At 47.4% G+C, this 23,502-nt stretch carries 22 protein-coding genes, 1 tRNA gene and 1 pseudogene; 9 read left to right on the forward strand and 15 right to left on the reverse strand.

Translation table 11 applies throughout. The features are described from left to right. The first annotated feature begins 131 nt into the window (after positions 1–131). A complete protein-coding gene (matP, locus tag DT73_RS09960) occupies positions 132–587 on the forward strand; it encodes a macrodomain Ter protein MatP (protein WP_036108733.1) in 456 nt (151 codons plus the stop codon). A gap of 76 nt (positions 588–663) precedes the next feature. On the opposite strand, the gene ompA is transcribed toward matP, so the two are convergent. Both ompA and sulA read right to left on the reverse strand, forming a co-directional pair. Continuing rightward, positions 664–1,725 carry a porin OmpA gene (gene ompA / locus DT73_RS09965; protein ID WP_072006935.1) on the reverse strand — a complete coding sequence of 354 codons (1,062 nt, stop codon included), beginning with the start codon at positions 1,723–1,725 and terminating at the stop codon, positions 664–666. 359 nt (positions 1,726–2,084) lie between these two features. Further along, entirely contained in the window at positions 2,085–2,603 is a 519-nt protein-coding gene (gene sulA / locus DT73_RS09970; protein WP_036107845.1) for an SOS-induced cell division inhibitor SulA, read from the reverse strand. A gap of 215 nt (positions 2,604–2,818) precedes the next feature. On the opposite strand from sulA, the gene DT73_RS09975 reads away from it, so the two are divergent. Further along, positions 2,819–3,457, forward strand: a complete 639-nt coding sequence (locus DT73_RS09975) for a TfoX/Sxy family DNA transformation protein (protein ID WP_036107848.1) — start codon at positions 2,819–2,821, stop codon at positions 3,455–3,457. Here DT73_RS09975 and yccS read toward each other — a convergent pair. Next, the gene (gene yccS, locus DT73_RS09980; protein WP_036108737.1) at positions 3,450–5,576 is read right to left on the reverse strand and encodes a YccS family putative transporter; all 2,127 of its coding nucleotides are present in this window, start codon (positions 5,574–5,576) and stop codon (positions 3,450–3,452) included. The two genes, DT73_RS09975 and yccS, sit on opposite strands and share 8 nt — an antisense overlap. A 17-nt stretch (positions 5,577–5,593) precedes the next feature. Next, a complete protein-coding gene (locus DT73_RS09985; RefSeq protein WP_036107851.1) occupies positions 5,594–6,040 on the reverse strand; it encodes a YccF domain-containing protein in 447 nt (148 codons plus the stop codon). 122 nt (positions 6,041–6,162) lie between these two features. Here DT73_RS09985 and helD point away from each other — a divergent pair, with 122 nt between their 5' ends. Then, positions 6,163–8,217 carry a DNA helicase IV gene (gene helD, locus DT73_RS09990; RefSeq protein WP_036107854.1) on the forward strand — a complete coding sequence of 685 codons (2,055 nt, stop codon included), beginning with the start codon at positions 6,163–6,165 and terminating at the stop codon, positions 8,215–8,217. A gap of 3 nt (positions 8,218–8,220) precedes the next feature. Here helD and mgsA read toward each other — a convergent pair whose 3' ends face one another. Next, positions 8,221–8,679 carry a methylglyoxal synthase gene (gene mgsA / locus DT73_RS09995; RefSeq protein ID WP_036107857.1) on the reverse strand — a complete coding sequence of 153 codons (459 nt, stop codon included), beginning with the start codon at positions 8,677–8,679 and terminating at the stop codon, positions 8,221–8,223. A gap of 179 nt (positions 8,680–8,858) precedes the next feature. Here mgsA and DT73_RS10000 point away from each other — a divergent pair, with 179 nt between their 5' ends. Beyond that, positions 8,859–9,275, forward strand: coding sequence for a CoA-binding protein (locus DT73_RS10000; RefSeq protein WP_036107860.1), 417 nt, complete (start codon positions 8,859–8,861; stop codon positions 9,273–9,275). Positions 9,276–9,390: 115 nt separating this feature from the next. Here DT73_RS10000 and hspQ read toward each other — a convergent pair whose 3' ends face one another. Continuing rightward, positions 9,391–9,708 carry a heat shock protein HspQ gene (hspQ, locus tag DT73_RS10005; RefSeq protein ID WP_036107863.1) on the reverse strand — a complete coding sequence of 106 codons (318 nt, stop codon included), beginning with the start codon at positions 9,706–9,708 and terminating at the stop codon, positions 9,391–9,393. A gap of 69 nt (positions 9,709–9,777) precedes the next feature. Further along, positions 9,778–11,004 carry a 23S rRNA (cytosine(1962)-C(5))-methyltransferase RlmI gene (rlmI, locus tag DT73_RS10010; protein WP_051691330.1) on the reverse strand — a complete coding sequence of 409 codons (1,227 nt, stop codon included), beginning with the start codon at positions 11,002–11,004 and terminating at the stop codon, positions 9,778–9,780. 179 nt (positions 11,005–11,183) lie between these two features. Between rlmI and yccX the strand changes: the two genes are divergently transcribed. Beyond that, on the forward strand, positions 11,184–11,465 hold the full coding sequence (gene yccX, locus DT73_RS10015; protein ID WP_036107876.1) for an acylphosphatase: 282 nt from the start codon (positions 11,184–11,186) through the stop codon (positions 11,463–11,465). On the opposite strand, the gene tusE is transcribed toward yccX, so the two are convergent. From tusE to DT73_RS10030, 3 genes are all read right to left on the reverse strand, one after another. Beyond that, positions 11,462–11,791 carry a sulfurtransferase TusE gene (gene tusE / locus DT73_RS10020; RefSeq protein ID WP_036107877.1) on the reverse strand — a complete coding sequence of 110 codons (330 nt, stop codon included), beginning with the start codon at positions 11,789–11,791 and terminating at the stop codon, positions 11,462–11,464. The two genes, yccX and tusE, sit on opposite strands and share 4 nt — an antisense overlap. Positions 11,792–11,924: 133 nt before the next feature. Next, entirely contained in the window at positions 11,925–12,584 is a 660-nt protein-coding gene (yccA, locus tag DT73_RS10025) for an FtsH protease modulator YccA (protein WP_036107879.1), read from the reverse strand. Between the two features lie 195 nt (positions 12,585–12,779). Beyond that, positions 12,780–14,705, reverse strand: a complete 1,926-nt coding sequence (locus DT73_RS10030; RefSeq protein WP_036107881.1) for an FAD-dependent oxidoreductase — start codon at positions 14,703–14,705, stop codon at positions 12,780–12,782. A 448-nt stretch (positions 14,706–15,153) separates the two neighbouring features. On the opposite strand from DT73_RS10030, the gene DT73_RS10040 reads away from it, so the two are divergent. Further along, positions 15,154–15,906, forward strand: coding sequence for an SDR family NAD(P)-dependent oxidoreductase (locus tag DT73_RS10040; RefSeq protein ID WP_036107888.1), 753 nt, complete (start codon positions 15,154–15,156; stop codon positions 15,904–15,906). Positions 15,907–16,144: 238 nt separating this feature from the next. Beyond that, positions 16,145–17,029, forward strand: coding sequence for a radical SAM protein (locus tag DT73_RS10045; protein WP_036107891.1), 885 nt, complete (start codon positions 16,145–16,147; stop codon positions 17,027–17,029). Between the two features lie 141 nt (positions 17,030–17,170). Here DT73_RS10045 and DT73_RS10050 read toward each other — a convergent pair whose 3' ends face one another. From DT73_RS10050 to DT73_RS10060, 3 genes are read right to left on the reverse strand one after another with little or no spacing between them, the layout of a single operon-like run. Beyond that, positions 17,171–18,136 carry a nuclear transport factor 2 family protein gene (locus DT73_RS10050; RefSeq protein WP_051691332.1) on the reverse strand — a complete coding sequence of 322 codons (966 nt, stop codon included), beginning with the start codon at positions 18,134–18,136 and terminating at the stop codon, positions 17,171–17,173. Between the two features lie 4 nt (positions 18,137–18,140). Continuing rightward, positions 18,141–19,088, reverse strand: coding sequence for an LLM class oxidoreductase (locus DT73_RS10055; protein WP_036107894.1), 948 nt, complete (start codon positions 19,086–19,088; stop codon positions 18,141–18,143). Positions 19,089–19,126: 38 nt separating this feature from the next. After that, positions 19,127–19,588, reverse strand: a complete 462-nt coding sequence (locus DT73_RS10060; RefSeq protein ID WP_036107896.1) for a nuclear transport factor 2 family protein — start codon at positions 19,586–19,588, stop codon at positions 19,127–19,129. A 120-nt stretch (positions 19,589–19,708) separates the two neighbouring features. On the opposite strand from DT73_RS10060, the gene DT73_RS10065 reads away from it, so the two are divergent. Further along, entirely contained in the window at positions 19,709–20,632 is a 924-nt protein-coding gene (locus DT73_RS10065; protein WP_036107899.1) for a LysR family transcriptional regulator, read from the forward strand. A gap of 310 nt (positions 20,633–20,942) precedes the next feature. After that, positions 20,943–21,030: transfer RNA gene (locus DT73_RS10070), tRNA-Ser, on the forward strand. Positions 21,031–21,228: 198 nt separating this feature from the next. Here the strand turns inward: DT73_RS10070 and DT73_RS10075 are convergent. Both DT73_RS10075 and DT73_RS10080 read right to left on the reverse strand, forming a co-directional pair. Next, positions 21,229–22,090, reverse strand: a pseudogene (locus DT73_RS10075) (ketose-bisphosphate aldolase). A gap of 2 nt (positions 22,091–22,092) precedes the next feature. Next, complete coding sequence (locus tag DT73_RS10080) at positions 22,093–23,499, reverse strand: PTS fructose transporter subunit IIC (RefSeq protein WP_036107902.1); 1,407 nt, start codon at positions 23,497–23,499, stop codon at positions 22,093–22,095. Positions 23,500–23,502: the final 3 nt, after the last annotated feature.

Raw genomic sequence — 23,502 nt, forward strand, 5'->3', positions numbered from 1 at the left:
TAAGCCACTTCGTGGCACACCTGAAACAAGACTTGCTTTCCTTGCAGGCAAACAACTTATCATTTCAGGTGCGCGAACAGGCAGAAAAGCTGATATTCTGTAACGGGTTAAACGGTTACGCCGAGATCATAATGAAATATCAACAACTCGAAAATCTCGAAAGCGGCTGGAAATGGAAATATCTGGTAAAAAAACACCGCGAAGGTGAGGCCATTACTCGCCATATTGAAGCCAGCATGGCGCAGGAAGCCGTTTCAACGTTGCTGGAACTGGAAAGTAATCCTGTGCGTGTTCTTAGCTGGATTGACCAGCATATGAACCCGGCTCTTGCCAACAGGATGAAACAGACTATTCGCGCACGCCGCAAGCGGCACTTTAATGCGGAGCATCAGCATACCCGCAAAAAGTCTATCGACCTGGAGTTTGCGGTATGGCAACGTTTGGCATCTCTGGCACGGCGCCGCAACAGCACATTATCAGAAACAATTGTTCAGTTAATTGAAGATGCCGAGCGTAAAGAAAAATACGCATCCAAAATGACTACACTTAAAGACGACCTCAGGGCGTTGCTGGGCGATAAGAAATAGCCTGCCCCTGAGCGCATTTTTCGCAATACTAAAAAACAAAAAACCCACCGAAGTGGGTTTTTTGTTGCGTGGTAACTTAAGCCTGAGGCTGAGTTACAACGTCTTTAACGCCTTTAACTTCGATCTCAACACGACGATCTGGCGCCAGGCAATCGATCAGCGCTGCACGTGCTTTCACGTTGTTGCAGGTGCTGCCGGTAACCGGGTTGGATTCACCCATGCCACGTGCAGAGATTTTGTTAGACGGGATACCTTTAGAAACCAGGTAATCAACAACGCTCTGTGCGCGCTGTTCAGACAGTTTCTGGTTGTAGGAATCAGAACCGATACGGTCAGTGAAGCCCAGAACAACAACAGAACCATCTTTAGGATCCAGGTTGCTCAGCTGAGTGTACAGCTGGTCAAGAGCCTGGCGGCCTTCAGGTTTCAGGCTGGATTTACCGAAAGTAAACAGCACGTCAGATTTCAGAGTGAAATGTTTGGTGCTTACTTCAGGAGCCGGAGCCGGAGCAGGAGCCGGAGCTACTACCGGAGCTGGTTCGCTCTGACCGAAACGGTAGGAAACACCAACACTCAGCATTCCGTTATCAGGACGGGCACCTACGGTACCTGCATCACCGATATTGTTAACCCACTGGTATTCCAGACGGGTTGCGATTTCCGGAGTGAATGCATATTCAACACCGCCAGCGAATACTGGAGAAACGCCAGTATCGTGATCTTTCAGGCCAGTGTTTTCTTTAGAATCAGCACGCCATACCATGCCACCCAGACGAGTATAAACATCCAGATCGTCCATTACCGGGTAGCTCAGTTTAGCAGTCAGCTGAACGCCTTGAGCTTTAAATGCACCGTTAGTTACGCTGCCTTTGTAAGGCATACGACCTAACCAGTCATAACCCATTTCGAAACCAACATACGGGTTAACCTGGTAACCGCCGTAAGCACCAGCACCCAGTTGGCTTTCATGAGTCGGGCCATTGTTAGCAGAATAGCCGTTGCCATAGAAGCCGGTATCGTGGTACTGGGACCAACCCAGTTTACCACCTGCATACCAGGTGTTATCCATCGGTGCTGCCTGTGCTACGGTAGCGAAACCAGCCAGTGCCACTGCAATTGCGATAGCTGTCTTTTTCATTTTTTGCGCCTCGTTATCATCCAAAAGGCCATAGGTCTTTAAATCAATCAAAACCCACGGTTAAATCCTTCACCCGGGTTATAGCTCAATTGCCACTCTACCGATAAGCTCGGTTTATAATGAGCAACCCTGGCGAGTTAAAGTCTACAACTTAGTTAGAAACTTACAAGTGTGAACTCAGTCAGACATATGAAAAAAATCTGACTACAGATTAAATTTTTACGGCAGAATGAAGGCAACGTACTGCGCACAAAAAGTGAATCTTTTTGCGGAAATCCCGCCAGACAGGGCTTCTCTGATGCTGATTATTTCCAGTTATTCAGACGAATCGCTGCTCCCAGGAATTATCCTAAATTTACTTAGTGATACAAATTTGATTGAATTTTTATCCCGAAATTTTGTCTGTCGCTCAAATTAACCCGGGAAACAGGGCGCATGATAAACCCAATTGCCTGTCCTTCTTCAGCAGATTGCTGTAATAATAGCCGTTCCTGATCGCTCAATTCTTCTGGTAACCAGCCAATAACGACACTGTAGTTACCTGATTTTAAGGCTCTGGCCATTGCTGAAACTGTAGTGGGTTGTTGTTCCTGCCGGGCCTGAACATGCATAACTTTTGACAGAGGCAAACCCGCAGAAACCAGCCACTGGCGGTTTAATTTCTGCCCGGGCGTGATCCACAACTGCCAGCGTGCTTGCTGGCTTAACTGGCGCAGCAAGGGCAAGAGAATCAACTGGGACATCCAGGGTTGGTCTTCACGGAACACCATTTCACTGACAATACCTTGCGTGATAACCGGTTGTTCTTCTAAACCGGCCTGGTAATGCCCATTAATATGATGAGTGACACTTCGGTTTTGGTAAGCCAATGCGTTCATAATGAATTCCGCCTCTGTTACTGTATGAATATACAGTAATGCGCAATGACTGAAAGATCAACAAAAAATTTTGGAAATTCCCTCGCAAAACAGATAACAAATAACCTAAACCCGTAATGGATTCTTGCTCTGAAGAAATAACTTTCTTATGGTTTAACAAAGGCGTCCCGGGATAGGGATTATTCGTTATTACATAATGAAATGTAAGGATTTTTATGGGAAAGGTTTCCACTCCACGCATCAAGGCGTCATTAGAAAAACTCTCTTCTCTGGGCCACATTTCTTCCCGGACTTTGTTCGGCGGGTACAGCATTATGGCCGACAATGTTGCTTTTGCCATGGTAAGTAAAGGGCAGCTCTACTTACGTGCCTGTGAAGAAAATGCAGCCTACTTTACCTCGCGTAATTTGCCACTATTGGTCACACATAAGCGTGGCCGTCCTTTGTCACTGAACTATTACTGTGTTGATGAAGCGTTGTGGAACGATGACGCTCAGCTCATCACCCTTGCGGGGCATGCGCTTGATGCCGCTAAAAAAGAAAAGCTGGAAAAACAGGCTGTCCGGAGAATTAAAGATTTGCCGAACGTAACTTTCGGCCTGGAGATGATGCTATGGGAAGCGGGTATCCGCGATATTGAAACCCTGAAAAACAAAGGGGCGAAGGCATGCTGGATAATGCTGCGCCGGCGGTGCAATACCCTGGGAGCCAAAGTGCTTCTCTCTTTGGAGGGAGCAATAACGGGTTCCCATAGCGAAGCGCTCCCACGGCAAAGGCAGTGGGAGCTTAACGAGTGGGCAAAGCAACAACTCGAGCAGGAAGCCAGAGACAAAGCGCGGCGCAAACCTAACTAATCTGGGTGCGCAGTTTTGAAAGCTCGGGCAGTATAGAAACCAGTAAACCAATTTGTTGAAGAACCAGTGGCTCTTTGCCATCAGCCTTTTGGTCCTGGTTGCCAATGCGTTGCACCAGCCCTGCAAGGGCTTGCTGAACTTTATCTTCATCGGCGGGTTCGTGGTGCAACGCATCGTCTACATAACAAACGGCATCATCAAGAATTGCCAGTATCTGGTTGTTACTGAGCTTCTCGCGATGAGCGCCCAGTGCAGAGATATAACTATTAAATGTGTGGTTCAGGCACAACAGGCGGAACGCTGCTTCACGAACTTCAGGCGTCATATGTGGCTCGGAAGACATGTTTGAGACAACGGATGCCAGTTCTGCATCCCGGTTGTAGGCATCGCGGCGGGCAATACGGTAAGCCAGGCGGTTATCTCTGCCCTGGTGGTATTGCTCAAGAATAGCGTCCAGGTAGCGGCAGTTGGCATTAATGGCGCGGTCAGCTACCTGCGGTAAACGCCTGAAACGCCAGTCAGGCCAAATAAAGGAAACTGCAGCCCATGCAATTGCGCAACCCAGTAATGTGTCAATTATTCGTGGCAGCGCAACTTCAAAGCCTTCGCCCAGCAGGTTAAAACACAGTAACACCAACAAGGTGATAAACATTGTCGCATGGGCATACTGCACATTACGGAATGCGAAAAACAACACGCCAGTAATAACGATTAACACCAGTTGGCCTTCCAGTGAGGGAACAAACCACAACACTGGAATACCAATGGCAACCCCAACCAGAGTACCAATGACTCGCAGGGTCAGGCGGTGCCGGGTGGCGTTATAGTTGGGCTGGCAAACAAACAGGCTGGTGAGCAAAATCCAGTAGCCATGGTTCATTCCGGTAAATTGTATGAAGGCATAGCCAATGCATAATACAACAGACATCCGAATAGCATGGCGGAAGAGAGCAGATTCAGGTGTAAGGTTGCGGCTTAAGCGCAGCCAGATGTCACTGAACCCGGTTATCCCGTCATCGGCCAGGCGGTTGTCTGTATCCTGCTTGATTCCGGCTTCTGTCTGCTCCGACTCAATTGTTGCCAGTTGCGCATCAATAGCGCGTAAATTGTTTATCAGATAATCCAGCGCGGTTAACTCAGGCATTAACGGCTGGCTGGCTTTAATGCGCGCCATTGCGGTGTCCAGGTGAGTGAACGCATTGTCAAAGCGAGTATCGTGTGAATAAGGTGTGCGGGACAAAATGCATCGTGCAAGTTGGTTGCAGGCCTGAGATTGCATAAACAATATGCGCTGGAAACGGAACATAATGTCGCTGTGGCGAAATTTATCTCGCAGGCTCTGGTACTGAATGTGCGACGAATTCGCTCTTTCATGGATATCCTGAGCCACAAAATAATAGTGCAGGGTGCGGCGCGTATTTTTTTGCCCGCGGTCACCCCGCAAGCGGGTCAGTAGCGAGGCCTTGGTTTGGTTCAGGGTATTAACCACATCACTGTTGGCCATTGCCAGTTCATAGAGTGGCGCCTGTGCATCGCTTTCAATATCAGGGTCAAACAACCGTGATTTTATCTCTAAAAAATGCGCCAGTTGTTTGTAGCAGCGAGACAGGTTGTCCTGCAGCGGGCGTACCGGGAAGATCAAATGACCAGACAGTGTCAGCAGGTTGTACCATATTGCGCCAGCGAGCAGGAACAGAGGCTGCTGGTACCAGTGTTCGTACAGCGAAACACCAAGCATGGTATAGATGGCAATCAGTAGTGCCCCAAAGGCAATGGTGGCATAACGCTGCCCAAGCCCGCCAAGCAGAATAAAACCGCAGGTGGAACTCATCAGGCCGAGGGTGAACAACCAGGGCCAGGGGAACAACAACTCAACAGATGCCGATGCGATAAAAAAACACAGCAGTGTGATAAGCAGATTTTTGAGCCGGCCAGCCAGCCTGTCGTCCAGGTCGGTAAGAGCTGCGGCCACCACACCTAAAGTTAATGGAATGGTGAGGCGAACTTCACCGAGCCACCAGGGAAACGCAGCCGCACCCAGCAGAGCAACAAAAATGCGCAAGTTATAAAGCCAGCTACTTTTCCATGTATAACGGCGCAGCCATTGGGAAATGAACATTGCAGACATAGCCCCGTTTAGCGGAAACGACCACGGGCATTGGCTTCCCGGGCTGCCTGAGCTACCTCAACAGAAACCACTCGGCGGCCAACAGGCCATAAAGCGATTGCCGCCAGTTTAAAATTGGCAATACCCACCGGAATGCCAATGATACTCAGGCATTGTATTATCCCGGTGCTGATATGCAGCAGGCACAACCACCAGCCGAACACTACAAACCAGAAGACATTAAGCAGCGTTCCACCCGCATTCATCAGCTCATTTTTGCGTTCCGGGTACAACACATCAACATGTACCGCTTCATTACCAAATGGGAAAAGCGAAAGGCGTGTAATTTCCCAGCATGAGCGGGTTAATGGCAACGTGAAGATCAACACAATGCTAACCAGTGTTGCCAGGAGCCAACTGAGAGTGGTCAGGAAACCACCCAGAACAAAGTTAAGAATGTTTAATACGGTTCTCATAATATCTCATAGCTATGTGACATGGCGGAGAATAACCCTGGTAATTGTATCGTGTTTTTACTCTGGAGCACGATTTCTCTCGCAGGTACACTGACATAAAAACCGGATAATCAGGCCTGATAATGGAACTAAAAGCAACCGCACTGGGGAAACACCTGGCCCAGCACCCTTATAATCGGGTCACATTACTCAATGCTGGCGTAAATGTGGCTGGCGATAAGCATGAATATCTTATCCCGTTTAACCAATTGATAGCTATTAACTGCAAACGGGGTCTGGTATGGGGCGAGCTGGAGTTTGTCCTGCCCGATAATAAAGTTGTTCGCCTGCATGGAACGGAATGGAGCGAAACTCAACGTTTCTGGCATCACCTCAATGAACGCTGGGAACAGTGGGGTGAGGAAATGAGCCAGGTTGCAGCAGAAGCTTTGAATAACCTGGTCGCCTGGTACCAGGAAGCAGCGCCTGAAGATAAATGGCTCAGCCTGGATAAAGTGGATGAAATTTGCCAGCGTACCCGGCAAGTGTTGCAGGCATTACCTCTTCCTGACCAGCGTATCCCAGCCTTTGATGCGTGCCGTGACACCTGGTTATCCTGTAAAAACTGGCTGGATGATGCCCGGGCTAAGCGCCTTGCGCATAATCAGCACTACACGGATGTGATGCTGGAGCGCCATGCGGATTTCTTCGCTCAGGTAGAAAGCGCGCCGTTAAATGCCTCTCAGGCCCGGGCTGTGGTGAATGGCGAAAAAAATATGTTGGTGCTGGCGGGAGCAGGTAGCGGAAAAACCTCCGTTCTGGTTGCTCGTGCTGGCTGGCTTCTTACGCGCAACCTGGCGAGTGCAGACCAAATTTTGCTGCTGGCATTCGGCCGTAAGGCCGCACAAGAAATGGACCAGCGCATCCAGGCCCGGCTACACACGGGTGATATTACTGCCCGCACATTCCATTCTCTTGCCCGTTATATTATTGAGCAGGGTGGCCGTAAGGCACCGCAAATTAGTGAGCTGGAGAGTAACACTGCCATGAGGCACCAGTTACTCCTTGATACCTGGTCAACACAATGCCAGGAAAAGAAAGCACAGGCGAAAGGCTGGCGGCAGTGGCTTGAAGAGGAACTGGAATGGACCTTGCCTGAAGGGGATTTTTGGCAGGATAACAGTGTTAAAAAACGCCTTGCTCCCCGCCTGGAAAGCTGGTTGGGGTTGATTCGTATGCATGGTGGCTCCCAGGCAGATATGATTTCCAGCGCGCCTGAAGCTATTCGGGACACTTTCCAGAAGCGTATTCGCCTGATGGCACCATTAGTAAAAGCGTGGAAAAAGTCACTAAAAGATGACAATGCGCTCGATTTTTCGGGCCTGATTCATCAGGCGGTGAATGTACTGGAAAAAGGGCGTTTTATCAGCCCGTGGAAGTATATTCTGGTTGATGAATTTCAGGATATTTCACCACAGCGCGCAGCTTTACTTGGTGCTCTACAGCAGCAAAACTCACAGACTTCACTGTATGCCGTGGGCGACGACTGGCAGGCTATTTACCGTTTTAGTGGTGCAGCAATTGATTTAACTACTTCATTCAATGAGCATTTCGGCCAGGGGGATGAATGTGCTCTTGATACCACTTACCGTTTCCATTCCCGTATTGGCGAAATCGCCAACGCTTTCATCCAACAAAACCCAAACCAACGTGAAAAGCCGTTGAACAGCGTGCGCAAAGGGGACAAAAAAGCGGTTAACCTGCTGGAAGACACGCAACTTCATGCACTGCTCGACAAAATGAGTGGTTATGTTAAACCCGATGAAACCATTCTGGTGCTGGCCCGTTACCATTATCTGCGCCCTGAACTTCTTCAACAGGCTGCTACACGCTGGCCCAAATTGCAGATAACTTTTATGACGGTTCATGCCAGCAAAGGGCAGGAAGCAGACTACGTGATTATTTGCGCCTTGCAGGAAGGGAAAGATGGTTTCCCGGCACCTGCACGTGAAACCATTCTTGAACAAGGGCTGCTGCCAATAGCTGAAGAGTTTCCCGATGCCGAAGAGCGGCGTTTACTCTATGTGGCAATGACCCGGGCAAGGCAAAAAGTGTGGCTGCTGTATAACAAAGAGCAGCCTTCCCGTTTTGTGGATACTCTCAAAGCGCTCGGTGTGCCTGTATTGAAAAAGCCCTGAAGATTACTTCAGGCGTTCAGCCAGGTAGCGTTGATAATCCGGGATCTGGATATCAACCGGCTGGCTGAACTCAGGCGATTCAATAATAAAGTTTGCGGTAGAAGCGTTGGTCGCTACCGGTATATTCCACACGGTGGCAAGGCGCAGTAACGCTTTGACATCCGGGTCATGTGGAACGGCATTGAGTGGATCCCAGAAAAAGATCAGTACATCAATTTTCCCTTCAGAGATCATCGCACCGACTTGCTGGTCACCACCCATTGGGCCACTGAGCATAGCGTGCACATTCAGCCCTGTTTCTCTCTGAATCAGGTTACCAGTAGTTCCCGTTGCATACAGTGTGTGTTTTTCAAGGACGGACTGATGCTTCCGGGTCCAGTTAAGAAGAAGTGTTTTACAGTGATCGTGAGCAACCAGCGCAATATGTTTGCTTGCGCTCAGTGTACGAGTTGTCAGTTCCATAAAGAGTTCACCAGCCTGATTAAAGTCCCTACAGATTACTGGATGTTGCTCCAGCTTCAATACGCCAGCGCAAAAAAAGTGATGTTGTTCAAGTGGCTGACAGGTTTTTCCCGGTTAGTACCAGGCCAGGCAGGTAATGATATAGTAGACTCATAACTGGTTATGATAAGGAAAACGTGATGACAGATAATGAAATAGCACGCATTCTGCAACAGGCTCACACTATTGCGCTGGTGGGTGCCAGTGATAAGGCGGACAGGCCGAGTTATCGGGTCATGGCCTTTTTGCTGGAACAGGGCTATCACGTTATTCCTGTTTCCCCAAAAGTGGCAGGCAAAACGTTGATGGGGCAGCAAGGTTATGCACGCTTACAGGATATCCCTGAGCCAGTGGATATGGTGGATGTGTTTCGTAATTCAGAAGCTGCGTATGAAGTGACGCAAGACGCAATTGCTGTTGGGGCGAAAACAGTGTGGATGCAACTGGGCGTAATCAATGAACAGGCTGCAGTACTGGCTAAAGATGCCGGGCTGAGCGTTGTTATGGACCGCTGCCCGGCTATTGAAATTCCCCGCCTTGGGCTGAATAAGCAGTAATTACTCATACGGCATTACCTTTAACCCGTGTTTGGCACCGGAAGAATTGCAGGCATTGGAATACTTGCCAGCCAGATATGTGGCCCGAAAAGCGCTCATACCTGGCTTATGCAAGTTAGTTACGAAGTACCGGAGATGCCAGTTTACGCTGTATGGTGGCAGCCAGTTCATCCATTGATGGCTGCTCAGGGTGTTCGTCAGCGATTTCACCACTCAATTGCGCCTCAGCCAGGTACGTATGAACCGGCTGGCCTTCGTCATCTTCCATCACAACATGGTACCAGGGCGCTTTGCGTAGTGAATAATCTGCACCCAGCTCATCTTCCGCGGGTTCGTCCAGCGAATATTCTGCATCGATATCCACTACCACACCGAGGTAACCCAGCAAGGAGTGGCGCACTTGCTGACCAATACCGAATTTGCTGGCAATCATATATACCTCCCCGGAGTCTTGCCTCTTCTGTTACTACTATAGATGAGGGCAAGACCATTGGGTTTCAAGTTACATGATGCGGCAGGCAAACCCTTTCAGGTATAACCCTTCCGGGTATGTTGCGATAACCGGGTGGTCCGCTGCCTGACGGAACTGCTCTATAAATTGTATATCACGCCCGGCATCAATGGCGGCGTCGGCAACAATTTTCTGGAATAAATCACTGGTCATCAGCCCGGAGCATGAGAAAGTAAGCAAGACACCGCCCGGGTTGAGCAACTGAATCGCCAGCATATTGATATCTTTGTAACCACGGCAAGCACCCGCCAACTGGTTCTTATTTTCCACAAACTTGGGTGGGTCCATTACGATAACATCGAATTTTTCCCCCTGGTCACGGTATTTGCGCAACAGTTTGAAAACATCGTCGCGAACAAACTGAGCCTTGCTCACATCCAGTTTATTCAGCACAACGTTCTGGCGTGCGACATCCAGCGCTTCCTGTGAGGTATCAACGCTGACAACTTCTTTACAGCCACCGATTAATGCAGAGACAGCGAATCCACCTGTGTAAGAAAAACAGTTCAGTACCCGTTTGTTTTCAACATAGCGCCGGGTAGCCAGCCTGCTGTCTCGTTGATCGAGGTAATAGCCAGTTTTGTGGCCCTGGCGGATATCCACCAGTAATTGCATTTCATGCTCTTTAATCGGCAGCAGTTCCGGGGGCATCTCACCACTGATAAGCCCCTGGGCAAGTGGCAGCCCTTCTTTTTTGCGTACGGCCACATCAGAACGTTCGTATAACGAACTTTCCGGGTAACAGGTTTGTAATGCCGTAATCAGCGCTTCTCGTTGATGTTCGGCACCCGCTGAGAGCAGCTGTAACACTAAAAAAGAACCAAACCTGTCAATAGTAATCCCCGGGAGCCCGTCAGATTCACCGGCAACCAGGCGGTAACTGTCCAGACCGTCTTTTTCTGCCAGCCAGTCTCGCCAGAGTTGTGCCTGGCGTAACTTGCGGATAAAGAAATCAACGTCAATGTGCTCTTCGGCATCGAATGTCCACACGCGGGCACGGATTTGTGATGCCGGTGACAGAGCGCCTCTGGCAATCCAGTTCCCCTGATGGTCAACAATATCAACCGTTTCTCCGCTACCGGCTTTCCCTTCAATACGAGAAACTGCACCAGAAAATACCCAGGGATGGCGGCGCAGGAGTGATTTTTCACGGCCTTTAGCCAGCACCACACGGGGCAGAGAACCAGACAATGAAGTGGAAATTGAGGGTTTACTCATCAGGGTTACCTTAAACGCGAGACAGCATAGAATTAATATCGGAAAGGCGCGTAGCGTAGCACATTGCGTGCCAGGCAGCATTACCGAACCACTTACTGTTGCGTTTTGCTTCTGGGAGGTACCAGAAAAGCAACTCTTGTATACTTAACGCATACAGGTTTTTGCCAGGAGACGGGGAAATGGCTGCATATTGCGTAATGGCCTGGGTTCATGGCCGGGTTCAGGGGGTGGGGTTTCGTTACAGCACCCAGTTTGAAGCGAAAAGATTGGGGGTGACAGGGTATGCCCGTAATCTGGATGATGGCAGCGTTGAAGTACTGGCCTGCGGGGAGCAGGATGCAGTAGAAGCTTTAATCACCTGGCTGAAAGCGGGCGGCCCACGCAGTGCAAGAGTAGAGAGCGTTCTCACAGAGCCTCACCACCCTCAGCGCGAGTGGACCAACTTTGGTATCCGCTATTAGATACATTTTACAGGCTTGGGCAAACCGGCAATTTTAGTCGCCTGTTTTGCCGGGCCTTTAGGAAACAAGCGGTAAAGGTAGCGGCTATTTCCTTTTTCTTCCCCAAAAGTTTTTGCCATTGCTTTGACCAGCATGCGAATGGCAGGGGAGGTATTAAATTCCAGGTAAAAATCGCGGACAAACATAACCACTTCCCAGTGTTCTGCGCTCAGGGAAATACCTTCATTTTGCGCAATAGCTTCTGCCAGCGGTTTACTCCACAGCCCGGTGTCTTTCAGGTAGCCTTCGGTGTCTGTCTCAATTTCGGTGCCGTTAAACATCAACATACTATTTTGTTCACTAAATTCGGTTATCAACTAATAACAATGGCGCTCAGTGTAGCACTTTCTTTGCCGGCACCAAAAAATCGCCCCGCACAATGGCGGGGCGATTCAGTAAAAGGCTGGCAGGGCGACAGGATCAGTCGCGGCTGGCAAAGCCCAGAATACTCAGCAGGCTAACGAAGATGTTGTACAACGACACATACAGGCTTACGGTTGCACGAATGTAGTTCGTTTCACCACCATGAATGATATTACTGGTTTCATACAGGATGGCCCCTGAGGAAATCAGAATAAACACGGCGCTGATAGCCAGGTGCAGGGCAGGCAGTTGCAGGAAAATGTTGGCAACCATGCCAATCAGAACCACAACGATCCCGGCCATTAACATACCGCCCAGGAAAGACATATCTTTGCGGGTTGTCAGCACATAAGCGGAGCAGCAGAAAAATACCAGCGCGGTGCCACCCAGCGCCATACCAATGACATCACCCATTCCGGCCGACAGGTAAGCATTTAAAATAGGGCCGAGGATATAACCTAAGAAGCCGGTAAATGCGAACGCAGCAATAATGCCGGTGGGTTTATTGGCCAGGCGGTAAGTCAGGAACATTAAGCCATACATGCCAACCAGGGTGAGGATCAGGCCTGGAGAAGGCAGAGCAAGTACTGTACTGGCTGTTGCAGTAATAGCAGAAAATGCCAGTGTCAGGCTTAACAGGAAATAGGTGTTGCGCAGCACCTTGTGGGTACTGAGTAGCGATGAGCGATCGCGGGCAGAGGTAACTATACGATCCATTTTTACTCTCTCTATAGATATACAGGTGTCATAGCATTCAGAATAGGTAAGGCTTTTTCACGAGAAAAGCGCGTTTACCCATCTTTACCTGCTTGCCTGGTGGTTGTGCCCACATGTTGCTTACCGTATGGTGTTCTGAAAATAAAAAGCCCCCGAGGTTAGCGGGGGCGGGGTAGAAACAGATACCGCAGGTACTCAGACCTGAAGCCCTGCCATGTAGCCTTCTTCAATGGCTTCCATCGCCTTTCTGACCTTCTGGGCATCACCAATCGTAATGACGTTTTTCACACGTTCAGTGAGTTGTTCAGCCAGCAGGTTAACCGGGCGGGAACCAATAGCCATCACCACTGAATCAATGTGTTGCAGTATCTGTTGTTCGCCTTGTCTGGTTTCAACGATCACTGAATTTTCGCGTATTTCTTTCACCGTGCATTCTGTCATGATAGTGACAGCATGTTGCTGTAAATCTTGCAGCAAATATTTTTTGGTTGAAGAGGGTGTACCAACAAAAATATCAGCGTTCAGTTCGATGATAGAAACGGTGTGGCCATGCCCGGCCAAATGCGCAGCGGTTTCTGAACCAACCAGACCACCTCCTATAACGACAACATTCTTCCCTGGCTGCACTTTACCCTGCAGAACATCATTGGCAGTAATTACATGGTGCAAATCTTTGCCTGGAATGCTTGGGATAAATGGCCGTGCACCAGTGGCAATAATGACGGTATCGGGGTGAAGAGCCTGAATACCTTCCAGCGTAATTTCAGCATTGAGATGAACCTTCACCCCTGACGTGCGTAGTTGGTGAATTTGCCACGCAGTAAATGAACCTAACTCTTCCTTTGTAGGGGGAACCGAGGCCAGTGCCCACTGGCCGCCCAGCCGGTTATCTTTTTCATAGACATCAACATCATGACCACGCCGTGCGGCAATAATGGCGGCTTCCATCCCTGCGACACCACCACCAATAACGACAACTTTTTTCTTAACATCCTGAGCGGTCACCTGCCTTTCAGATTCATGCCCTGTCAGTGGATTCACTAAGCATTTTATTGGCAGTTGTTGTGCATTGCGTTGAATGCAACCCTGTAAGCAGCCAATACAGCGAATGATCGTGTCAAATTGACCCGCTTTCGCTTTATTGGGTAAATGCGGGTCAGCGAGTGATGCCCTGCCCATTGCAATCAAATCCGCCTGTTTGGCACGAAGCACTGACTCTGCAATTAATGGGTCATTAATTCGCCCCACAGCAATAACAGGAACAGAAACGACTTTTTTTATCTCTTCACTTATTGAAGCGCTCCATGCATGTCCGACAGCAGTAGGAGGAATAATTTTGTCGCTTGATGCATAAACCCCGTTAGAAGCATGAATAACATTTATCCCCGCATCCTCCAGTAGCATTGCGATAACCTTGCTGTCCTGGGTAGTCAGGCCTCCCTCGACAAATTCATTCACTGACATACGGTAAATTAACGGAAATTCTGCGCCTACTTTTGAGCGGATATTGGCAATAATTTCCAGTGCAAATCGTGCACGGTTAAGAATAGTGCCTCCGTATTGATCCGTACGCTTGTTCGAGAATGGAGACATGAACTGGTTGATCAGGTAACCATGTGCACCATGTATTTCAACGGCATCAAACCCGGCAATTTGGGCACGTAACGCGGTATCACCAAATTGTTCAACCAGAAGTTCAATCTCTTCCACGCTAAGCTCTCGCGGCATCTCATTGACTACCGGGTCGGGAATGGCTGATGGGGCAACAGGTTGAACGCCAGAGATCCCTGCTGAGGTTTCGCGGCCAGCATGGTAGATTTGCGCCGCAATTTTCGCACCATGCTTATGGACACGTTCAGTAAGTTCTTTGTGGCTTTTTATCTGCCCGTCATGCCAGAGGCCTGGTAATCTGTTAAAACCACCTGATTCTGGGTTTATTTTATAGTCTTCTACAATAATTAACCCCCATCCTCCTTGTGCTTTTTCTTCGTGGTAGGCAATAAACTGTTCGCTACAGGTACCATCTTCATTAGCATAATTTGACACCATTGGGGGCACCACAAAGCGATTTTTTAATACCATGTTGCCAATGGTCAAAGGTTCAAACATTTTATTTAGCATGCTGGGCTTCTTATATTTGATTAAATTAATAAAGAGTGAGTTTTTGTTGTTGATGGCTAATTTATATAAAATAACATTACTCAGCTATATTAAAAAATATGGCATGCTATGTTGTTGTCGTTATTTGTTTGTTGTTTTTTGTATTTACATAATGATTCTTTGTCTTTTGTTTCAGTTGGTTATGGCTTTTTTCTTCTTTGTCTTTTTTAACATAAAACATGTTTTTCCGTCGATTCAGGAGAAATATTCCATTCTGATTTTCCTGAGCTTCTTTTATATCGAGGTTTTATGATGAGGTTCTGTGGTGTACTTGAGAATCAGGCCTGATTGTGGAATTTGGTTCCATTCTCTATGGAATCCAAACGCCTTTATAAATTTGATTCTGTTGCCCATAGTCAATCGAATAAGTCTGTTTCTGGTCATTTTCAAATATCAAAAAGGATGAAAGATGAAGCAAGTAGCGATGGTGACGGGTGGCACGCGTGGAATTGGGTTGGAAACGGCAAAGAAGTTTCTGGTTAAGGGATATCAGGTTGCCATTGCCAGTATTGATTCAGAAGACGTGATTAAACAGGCTATGGACGAGCTCACCGCATTAGGTGATGCTGTATTTATTTCATGCAATGTGGCTGATGCAGAACAGTGCCGTAATGCGGTCAGTAAAGCGGTTGAACATTTTGGCACCATTGATGTGTTAGCCCATGTCGCTGGTGTCGTCGGGCAGCGCGTTCCACTGATAGACGCTGATTTAGCCGATTTATCAAATACTATTCAAATTAACCTGATGGGAACCATTCAGATTTGCCAGTCAGTGGGGCAGGTTATGGTGAAGAACCGAACGGGTGTCATTATTAATGTCGGTTCTATCTGTGGCGCGATGGCCAACACAGAAAGTATCGGTTACCACGCCAGTAAAGGTGGGGTTCGTATGGCAACGCAGGCTATGGCACGGGAATTGTCACCCTATGGTATTCGTGTGTTATCCGTAGCCCCTGGCTGGGTAAAAACGGCCATGATAGACAAACCAATCGAGGAGATTGGCAGCAAACTCCATATGAAAGGGAGGATCATTAATCCTCAGGAAATTGCTGATGCTATTTACCTGCTATCTTTGCCAGAAGCCAGTGCCATTAATGGTTCAACTGTAATGGTTGATGATGGCTATGCATCTTTTAAAGGTGTCGATGGTTACAGCGCCTGATATTTTCTTTTATAAGCAGTTGCCTGAACAGCGGGCAACTGATTTCACTCCTGACATTTTCTCTTTAGTTGCCTTAGCCATAGGTTCATTATGGATTTATTTTCCATATTCATGAGCATGGTAAATGCTTTATCATTTTTACTGACTGCGTAATGATTAAGCCTTCTTTTAAAGCATAGCGAGCTGCCAGCAATAAGTAGCGGTTATGCCAAACCTATTGAAAGCAAGGTAGAGTAAAATGCATTATACTGGCCCGGTTATTCGCCCACCGCACGAAGCTAATAGTATTTTATTGGAAGTCACTGTGGGTTGTACTCATAACGGATGTCGATTTTGTACTTTTTACCATGACACGCCTTATCGTATTGCACCCAGAAATCAAATAGTAAATGATTTAGAAGAGGCAAAATTAAATAATCCCAACGCCACGCGAATCTATGCTGTGGGTGGGGATCCATTTACGTTGAGAACTGCAAAGTTGGTCGATATGGCTCAGCTTATTCGCCAGTATTTTCCCGACATAAATATCGGTATGTATGCCCGTGTTGACAGTATGTATAATAAAAGCGTTGCAGACTTAAAGCAGCTAAAAAAAGAAGGTATTAATGACCTGCTTATTGGTATCGAAAGTGGTGATGACAACGTTCTCACTCAAATGGAAAAAGGTTACACTTCCCAGGATATCGTTCGGGAGTGTAAAAAACTTGAGCTGGCTGGAATAGCCTATCGTGTTATTTTTCTTGGTGGGCTCGCGGGTAAAGGAAATGGAGAGCGAAACGCCAGAAATACGGCAGCAATCCTCAATCAACTCCACCCCAGCCATATGTATATGACCTCAGTGGCGGTACAACCTGAATCCTTATTGTACCAGGATGTCCTGGCTGGTCGCTTTGTCGAAGCCAGTGAGTATGAGCGTATCGAAGAAACGTTACTGTTAATTCAGCAGTTGAAAAACCCGCTGGTTTTACTTGGGCAAAGTGTTGCTAATCCGGTTAACTTTATTGCCAGATTACCCGAGGATTACGAAGCTCTGGTATCTATGTTAGAGAAGACATTAACGCAATTTACGCAAAGGGATGAAAATGCGTTGCGAACCTATCGGGAAGGATTAATTAATATTTAACAAGGTATCGTGGTAAGAAAACACTATTTATGCATCACTGAAACAGGTCAAAAACAGAGTCACACGGAGGTGACTCTGTTTTTTCAGGCAGTTACTGGGGAAATAAAAAGGCGACATTTTTCTATTGTACCTGGCTACATTTTATAGCTGTACATTTCCGATATCGAATTCTGGAAGTTCATCAGCATAAAACCATCCCGGGCGGTAATCACTCCAGCAGATACGCCACTGTGCGTCTTCTTCCATACGTACACGTAACTGATAGTGTGCACCGTAAATTTTATTTCCATTCTGATCTACAGGGTACTGCGGAATAATTCGTGCAACTATCATTCTTGCATACTGGGGGTCATTTTCGCGCTCAACTTTCACAACGTCAGCAAAATGTTGCCAGAAGGGTGCAAGGTGGCGAAAGCTTTTCAACATACCAATCACTGCTTCACGCCCATTCAGGTACCCCATAGGCGCAAAACCACCATGAACATCCTCGGTATAGGTTGTTGCCAATAGCGCTATGTCATTTTGGTCAACAGCAAAGGCATAGCGGTTGTATAGATCCTGTAATGCCACTGTTAACTCATCAGGCGGTGATGCTGCAGGTAAACGCTGCCAGGGCGAGTGCAACTCACTCACTATAACCGGAGGCCTGTCACCAAATTGCCAACCCTGTTGTTGGGGAAGTTTCCCCCAGTATTTTAATTCATCCGGTGCGGGGCCCGATGTCCAGTTAATAGCAAGGCGTATTATTTCAAAGCACCAGTCTGAGAGTGACGTTTTTTTTAGCTCAAATAATAGTGTGGTACCAAACTGGAATGGTTCATTATTTGGCTCATTTAGTGAACCAAAAAGATAAAGGCTGCATGCAGCCCGATTTTTATCAATGGCAACAAATGAATTTGAGGTACGGCCGGTAATCTGGCCAGCAGCTGTATCCTTAGAGAGTGCTGCGGTTATATCAGCACAGCCCCGTTGCATTCCATGCTGGTGGCTGACTAATGTTGTGCTGGCATTCAGGGCTGGAGCGATGGCTGCAAATTGCCCCGTCATCCATGCATGGCTAAACGATGCTATCAATTGAGCAACGTTGTGTTTATCGGAAATTACCAAAGCATTACTCCTCCCTTAGTGCAGGAAGAACATATTCACCCATTTCAGCGATGACTTCTTCGGCTGGCCTGCGTGAGGGCTTAAGGTTAAGTGCTATATGGCGTACGCCTATCTCTTTATGTTTCCTTAAACGCTCAATCAGGGCGTTGCGCCCGATCCTTACCACATTGTAAAAACGTTGATAAGGGGCATTTGGGTTAGCATCAAGGTCAAAGAAAGTTGCGTAACCATATTTCGGTGCCGGGCTGTCTCCGGCAGCTATTGCCAGCGTAGAAATAATCTCTTTGATGGCCTGTTCGTCATCAACAGACCATATCCAGGCGTTAACATTTTTCGCCAACCATTCCATGGGCTGGCGCGAGCGACCTACGGCCATCATGGGTATAGAACCATTAACTGGTTTGGGGTGGAGATCAAGGTCGCCCTGTAAGGTACCGTAATATTCCGTCTGGATATTCGGGAAGTGCTCTGTATGCAACCGGTTAATGATATTAACTGATTCACGGTACATTTCAGCACGGCTTTCAAAATCCACGCCAAATGCAGGATATTCAACGGGTCTGTCTCCAGTCGACATACCGAGAATGAAACGCCCACCAGTAAGGAAATCTACAGACGCTGCCTGCTTTGCAACCGAAATTGGATCGCGTAGTGGAAGAACTATCCCGGCAGTACCCAGCGTGATTTCACTAGTAATAGCTGAGAGATATCCAGCGTAAGTAAAGGGGTCGATAATTTGCGCGGCATCACCAAAATTGGGGTCGTAAAAGGGAACGTCGCGGACCCAAATACTGGCAAACCCGGCAAGCTCAGCTTGTTGAGCAATGCGTTGATGATCCTTGAGTGTTGGAAATGGGCTCCCGGGATAAGCTTCCAGTGGTGTTAATAAACCAACGGTCAATTTATTATCCTGGAACACACGTTGAAAACTTTCAGGTAATTGTTTATTCATATTGCCTCTTATTTTATTAGTCTACGTATGTGTCTGTTTTATTTGGTATTTGTGGGCCATAAAACATCTAATTCACTGTGTGAAATGCGCCATTCACCGTTAACACGAACGTATTGATCAACATAATGGCCAAGCAACAAAAAAGGGTGCTCAGCAGCGTCTCTACCCGTAACAAAATCCAGAAGATAGCAACGCCCACTCGCATGGTTTTCATCGATTAATTGGATATCGTGATTGGCGATAGCGTGTATGAAAGGAAAGTGACCACGTTGTTGAGTATCAAATGTTTGATAGGCTTCTTTTAGTGTTTGCTTAATTTCTGCCAGCCCATTCATTGAGCCAACAGTAACGGTTACCTGAGCATCTTCCGTGAAAACTTCGCCCATTCTTTCTGCAAGCCCGCCATCCAGTAGCTGGCTGTAACGTAACCTCAGGGCACGAATCTCTTCGCGGTCGAAAAGGGTGTGGATGCGGGCGTTAATTGTGGTGTCGTCGCTCATAGTGAATCTCCTGTTTATGATTTGGATCAGTCAAATTTTCTTAACAGGAGATAGTGTATTGAATTGTTATAAAATAATAATACAGTTTAAATTCCATTTATTTCATCCTGTGGTTCCATAATGAAAATTAACGAGACGCAATTCTCTGGTGTCATCGAATACATTGAAACGCTCAGAACCGGGTCATTTACTGCAGCCGGAGAGCATCTGGGACTGACGGGATCAGCTGTTGGGAAAAGTGTTACCCGGCTGGAAAAAAAACTTGGGACAAAACTGTTACACCGCACCACCCGAAGTTTAACGCCGACACCAGAAGGCCAGCGCTATTTTGATGGCTGGATTGCCATTCTGGATGAAATAGAAAGTCTGGAGCATGGGGTTGTTGCTGGCAGCTTTCAGGTTTCTGGAAATCTGAATGTTCACTTACCCGCTGCTTTCGGAAGAAGGCACGTGATGCCTGTGTTGTTGGAATTAACAAGGAAATATCCAAAACTGAGCCTTGCGGTTGCATTCAGTGAGAAGCGCATCAATTTGGTTGATGAGGGTGTCGACCTCGTTGTGCGTATTGGAACGCTGGAAGATGACGCCGACCTAATCGCTCGTTGTCTGGGACGTCAGCGTCTGGTCGTATGTGCGAGTCCGCATTATCTCAAACGGAAAAGTGCGCCCAGGCTGGTTACTGAACTGGCCGGGCACGATTGCATTGTTGGAGGGCAGCGGAGTAATCAACCTACCTGGCTATTCAAACGTGCCAATGGAGAAGGTTTTACCCAGGCGATACATGGGCGGTACTGTTTTAGCGATGGTGATGCCATGTTGTCAGCCGTACTTGACGGAATGGGGGTATCTCAATTACCAACCTGGCTTATTAATGAACATTTAGCTACAGGGGCACTGGTAACCGTGCTGGATGAGTACGCAGGGGCTGAAATGCCAATTCACGCAGTTTGGCCTCGTTCTCGTTATTTAAAACCCAGACAAAGGGTTGTGATTGATGCGCTGGTTGAAGATGCGGCTAAACCAACGTCTGTCTACAAGCTTTAGTACGCCTGAAAACGGTAACCAGGGTCTCCGTCTCAGGAAATAAAAGTGTGGCAGGGGGCTTAATCAATAACTGCTGCGGGTATTATTCAGGCAGTTAAATTGAGCGGGTCAGGGGCATCGACGTTATATGCCGATTAATCCGGTTAAGAGAAAAGTTCGGGATAGCGCTTTGTTACTGATTTTATTGCTGAATAACTAACCATAATGCCGTATTTTCACGCAAATAACTGTGTTTTGTTGATTTTTAAAGCAAACGAACAAATTGGTGCTTTACATGACGCAAGGGGACGTTTATAGTGCGCCTCATTCCGGAAGTGTGGCCGAGCGGTTGAAGGCACCGGTCTTGAAAACCGGCGACTCGAAAGGGTCCCAGAGTTCGAATCTCTGCGCTTCCGCCATATAAAAAGAGGGGTTACCGAAAGGTAACCCCTTTTTGCTTTGGTTACTGGAATATGTCACTTAGCCTCTTTTATGCATTTCTAAATGTGTTACTTACTTGTTTCTGCAAGATATAACTCTCATGAAATTACAGGTATCCCGGCGAAACGACCCACTCACTTTTAGAAATCTTCCAGCATTTTGATTAAAAATGACGTTTAACCATACAGCGCTGCCTTACCGATTGAGGAAAATAAGTCACATCTTGTGAATCACAATCTCTTTTGCCGCTTCCATTGGCTTGATATATAAAGCGTTAGGTTCGTGACTTCCTGATTTCAGTTCTTCTTCCAGTGCAACATAGAACGCCTTCTTCATATCGCTGGAAATATTGATTTTCCCAACACCGTACTGGATAGATTCAGCGACTTCAGTATCCTTGTTGCCGGAACCACCGTGCAAGACTAAAGGAATACTCAGGCGTTGCTTAATGGCTTTCAGCCTCTCAATATCCAGTTTTGGCTGTTTGCCTGCCGGGTATAAACCGTGTGAGGTTCCAATTGCAACGGCTAATGAATCGACCCCAGTTTCTCTGACAAAGTGTTCTGCTTGCTGTGGGTCGGTATAAAGGATTTCGGCGTGCCCACCTTCGTTACTTCCTTCGGCCACACCAATGGTGCCAAGCTCAGCCTCAACAGACACGCCAGCAGCGTGAGCTACTTCGGTCACATGACGGGTGATAGCCACATTTTCTTCGAATGGAAGGGCAGAGGCATCGATCATAACTGATGTGTAGCCAGTACGTATGGCTCGCATCACCTGCTCCAGTGTCTGACCATGATCCAGGTGAATAACAACAGGTACTGTTGCTTTAATAGCAAGCTCACGAAGATAGTAAATAAAATCATCACCGGTAAATTCATGCTCATCCGGATGGACTTCAAGAATAACAGGGGAGTGAAGTCTCTCTGCTACCTGAATAACGAGCCTTGCAAATTCTGCAGAAGCTATATTAAACGCCCCAACGCCAAATTTATTTTGCTGAGCTACAGTTAAAACATCTCTCATATTCATAAGCATGATTAGATCTCCTGGACAGTTTCGGGGCTGTCTTTCTTAATAAAACGAAGGATCAGGGCAGTCAGTAACGCTCCAGCAGCAATGGCGATGATATAGCCCAACACGTTGGTAATCACATTCGGTATAAACATGACAAATACACCGCCGTGTGGTGCCCGTGAAGCACACCCCAGAGCCATAGAAAGGGCACCAGCCAGCCCAGACCCTGCTACGATGGCGGGGATGACACGGAGTGGGTCCGCCACAGCATAAGGAATAGCCCCCTCAGTAATAAAAGACAGTCCAAGGACATAGGTGACTTTGCCGGTATCTCTTTCCTGACGAGAAAATTTACGACCAAACAGCGTGGTGGCAAGCGCAATACCTAATGGCGGTACCATTCCGGCTGCCATACATGCGGCAATAGGTTCATAGATGCCAGTCGACATCAGGCCAATGGCAAACATACAGACTGTCTTATTCAAGGGGCCACCCATATCAAAGGCCACCATCATACCTATCAAAAGTCCCATAATAGCTGCGTTAGTGTTCCCCTGGTTTTGAAGGAATGAGGTTAGTGAGTCGAGAAGAAACTTAATGGGCTCACCAATCACCAGCACCATAAGTGCACCAGTAATAAAAACGCTGAGTAATGGAACGATCAAAATTGGCTTCAGACCTGCCACTGATTTGGGAAGATTGATATATTTCACGATGAGTAGCGTAATATATCCGGCAATAAATCCAGCCAGTAGTGCACCGAGAAATCCTGAACCCGTCTGTATTGCCATCATTCCGCCAACGGCTCCAGAAACCATCCCCATATTGCCGCTAATCGACTTACTGATACCAAGTGAAAGGATGGGAAGCATCAGAGCAAAAGCTGCTCCGCCCCCAATATCAGAAAGCATTTTTGCAACAGGACTGAAATTTGGCTCTCCAGGCGTTGCAGCGGTTATGCCAAATGAAAAACTGAGGGCAATCAGAATACCACCGGCGACCACAAACGGGATCATTAAATTTACACCAGTAATAAGATGAATATAAATCTGAGAAACAAATGACTTATCTTTATCTTGCTTAGGCTGATCTTCCACTATATCTGATTCAGTATGCTTTTCAGGTGACAACTTGCCAGTAATAATATCATCCAACAGGCCAGATGCATCTTTTGCCGCACGTGTCACCGAAACACGAATGATTTGTTTATTATGAAAGCGTGAAAGATCAATAATCTTATCTGCAGCAATTAATACTATATCAGCCTGACTGACATCATTATCCGTAAAGGTATACTCACTTTCAACCGCACCATGAGTTTCTACAAGTAAAGGAATACCCTTTTTACCGGCACTCTTTTTAAGGTTTGCTTCTGCAAGGTAAGTGTGTGCAACGCCTGTTGGACAGGCGGTAATTGCTATAATTTTCATTTT

The sequence above is a fragment of the Mangrovibacter sp. MFB070 genome, from assembly GCF_000705335.1.
Lineage (GTDB): Bacteria > Pseudomonadota > Gammaproteobacteria > Enterobacterales > Enterobacteriaceae > Mangrovibacter > Mangrovibacter plantisponsor.

Excerpts from the sequence above, each read along its gene's own strand:
- hspQ (WP_036107863.1), bottom strand. The coding sequence starts at position 9,708 with ATGATTGCCAGCAAATTCGGTATTGGTCAGCAAGTGCGCCACTCCTTG.
- yccS (WP_036108737.1), bottom strand. The coding sequence starts at position 5,576 with ATGTTCATTTCCCAATGGCTGCGCCGTTATACATGGAAAAGTAGCTGG.
- DT73_RS10045 (WP_036107891.1), top strand. The coding sequence starts at position 16,145 with ATGCATTATACTGGCCCGGTTATTCGCCCACCGCACGAAGCTAATAGT.
- DT73_RS10000 (WP_036107860.1), top strand. The coding sequence starts at position 8,859 with ATGACAGATAATGAAATAGCACGCATTCTGCAACAGGCTCACACTATT.
- DT73_RS10030 (WP_036107881.1), bottom strand. The coding sequence starts at position 14,705 with ATGCTAAATAAAATGTTTGAACCTTTGACCATTGGCAACATGGTATTA.
- tusE (WP_036107877.1), bottom strand. The coding sequence starts at position 11,791 with ATGTTGATGTTTAACGGCACCGAAATTGAGACAGACACCGAAGGCTAC.
- DT73_RS10060 (WP_036107896.1), bottom strand. The coding sequence starts at position 19,588 with ATGAGCGACGACACCACAATTAACGCCCGCATCCACACCCTTTTCGAC.
- ompA (WP_072006935.1), bottom strand. The coding sequence starts at position 1,725 with ATGAAAAAGACAGCTATCGCAATTGCAGTGGCACTGGCTGGTTTCGCT.
- rlmI (WP_051691330.1), bottom strand. The coding sequence starts at position 11,004 with ATGAGTAAACCCTCAATTTCCACTTCATTGTCTGGTTCTCTGCCCCGT.
- DT73_RS10080 (WP_036107902.1), bottom strand. The coding sequence starts at position 23,499 with ATGAAAATTATAGCAATTACCGCCTGTCCAACAGGCGTTGCACACACT.
- DT73_RS09985 (WP_036107851.1), bottom strand. The coding sequence starts at position 6,040 with ATGAGAACCGTATTAAACATTCTTAACTTTGTTCTGGGTGGTTTCCTG.
- sulA (WP_036107845.1), bottom strand. The coding sequence starts at position 2,603 with ATGAACGCATTGGCTTACCAAAACCGAAGTGTCACTCATCATATTAAT.
- matP (WP_036108733.1), top strand. The coding sequence starts at position 132 with ATGAAATATCAACAACTCGAAAATCTCGAAAGCGGCTGGAAATGGAAA.
- mgsA (WP_036107857.1), bottom strand. The coding sequence starts at position 8,679 with ATGGAACTGACAACTCGTACACTGAGCGCAAGCAAACATATTGCGCTG.
- DT73_RS10040 (WP_036107888.1), top strand. The coding sequence starts at position 15,154 with ATGAAGCAAGTAGCGATGGTGACGGGTGGCACGCGTGGAATTGGGTTG.
- DT73_RS09975 (WP_036107848.1), top strand. The coding sequence starts at position 2,819 with ATGGGAAAGGTTTCCACTCCACGCATCAAGGCGTCATTAGAAAAACTC.
- yccX (WP_036107876.1), top strand. The coding sequence starts at position 11,184 with ATGGCTGCATATTGCGTAATGGCCTGGGTTCATGGCCGGGTTCAGGGG.
- yccA (WP_036107879.1), bottom strand. The coding sequence starts at position 12,584 with ATGGATCGTATAGTTACCTCTGCCCGCGATCGCTCATCGCTACTCAGT.
- DT73_RS10055 (WP_036107894.1), bottom strand. The coding sequence starts at position 19,088 with ATGAATAAACAATTACCTGAAAGTTTTCAACGTGTGTTCCAGGATAAT.
- helD (WP_036107854.1), top strand. The coding sequence starts at position 6,163 with ATGGAACTAAAAGCAACCGCACTGGGGAAACACCTGGCCCAGCACCCT.
- DT73_RS10065 (WP_036107899.1), top strand. The coding sequence starts at position 19,709 with ATGAAAATTAACGAGACGCAATTCTCTGGTGTCATCGAATACATTGAA.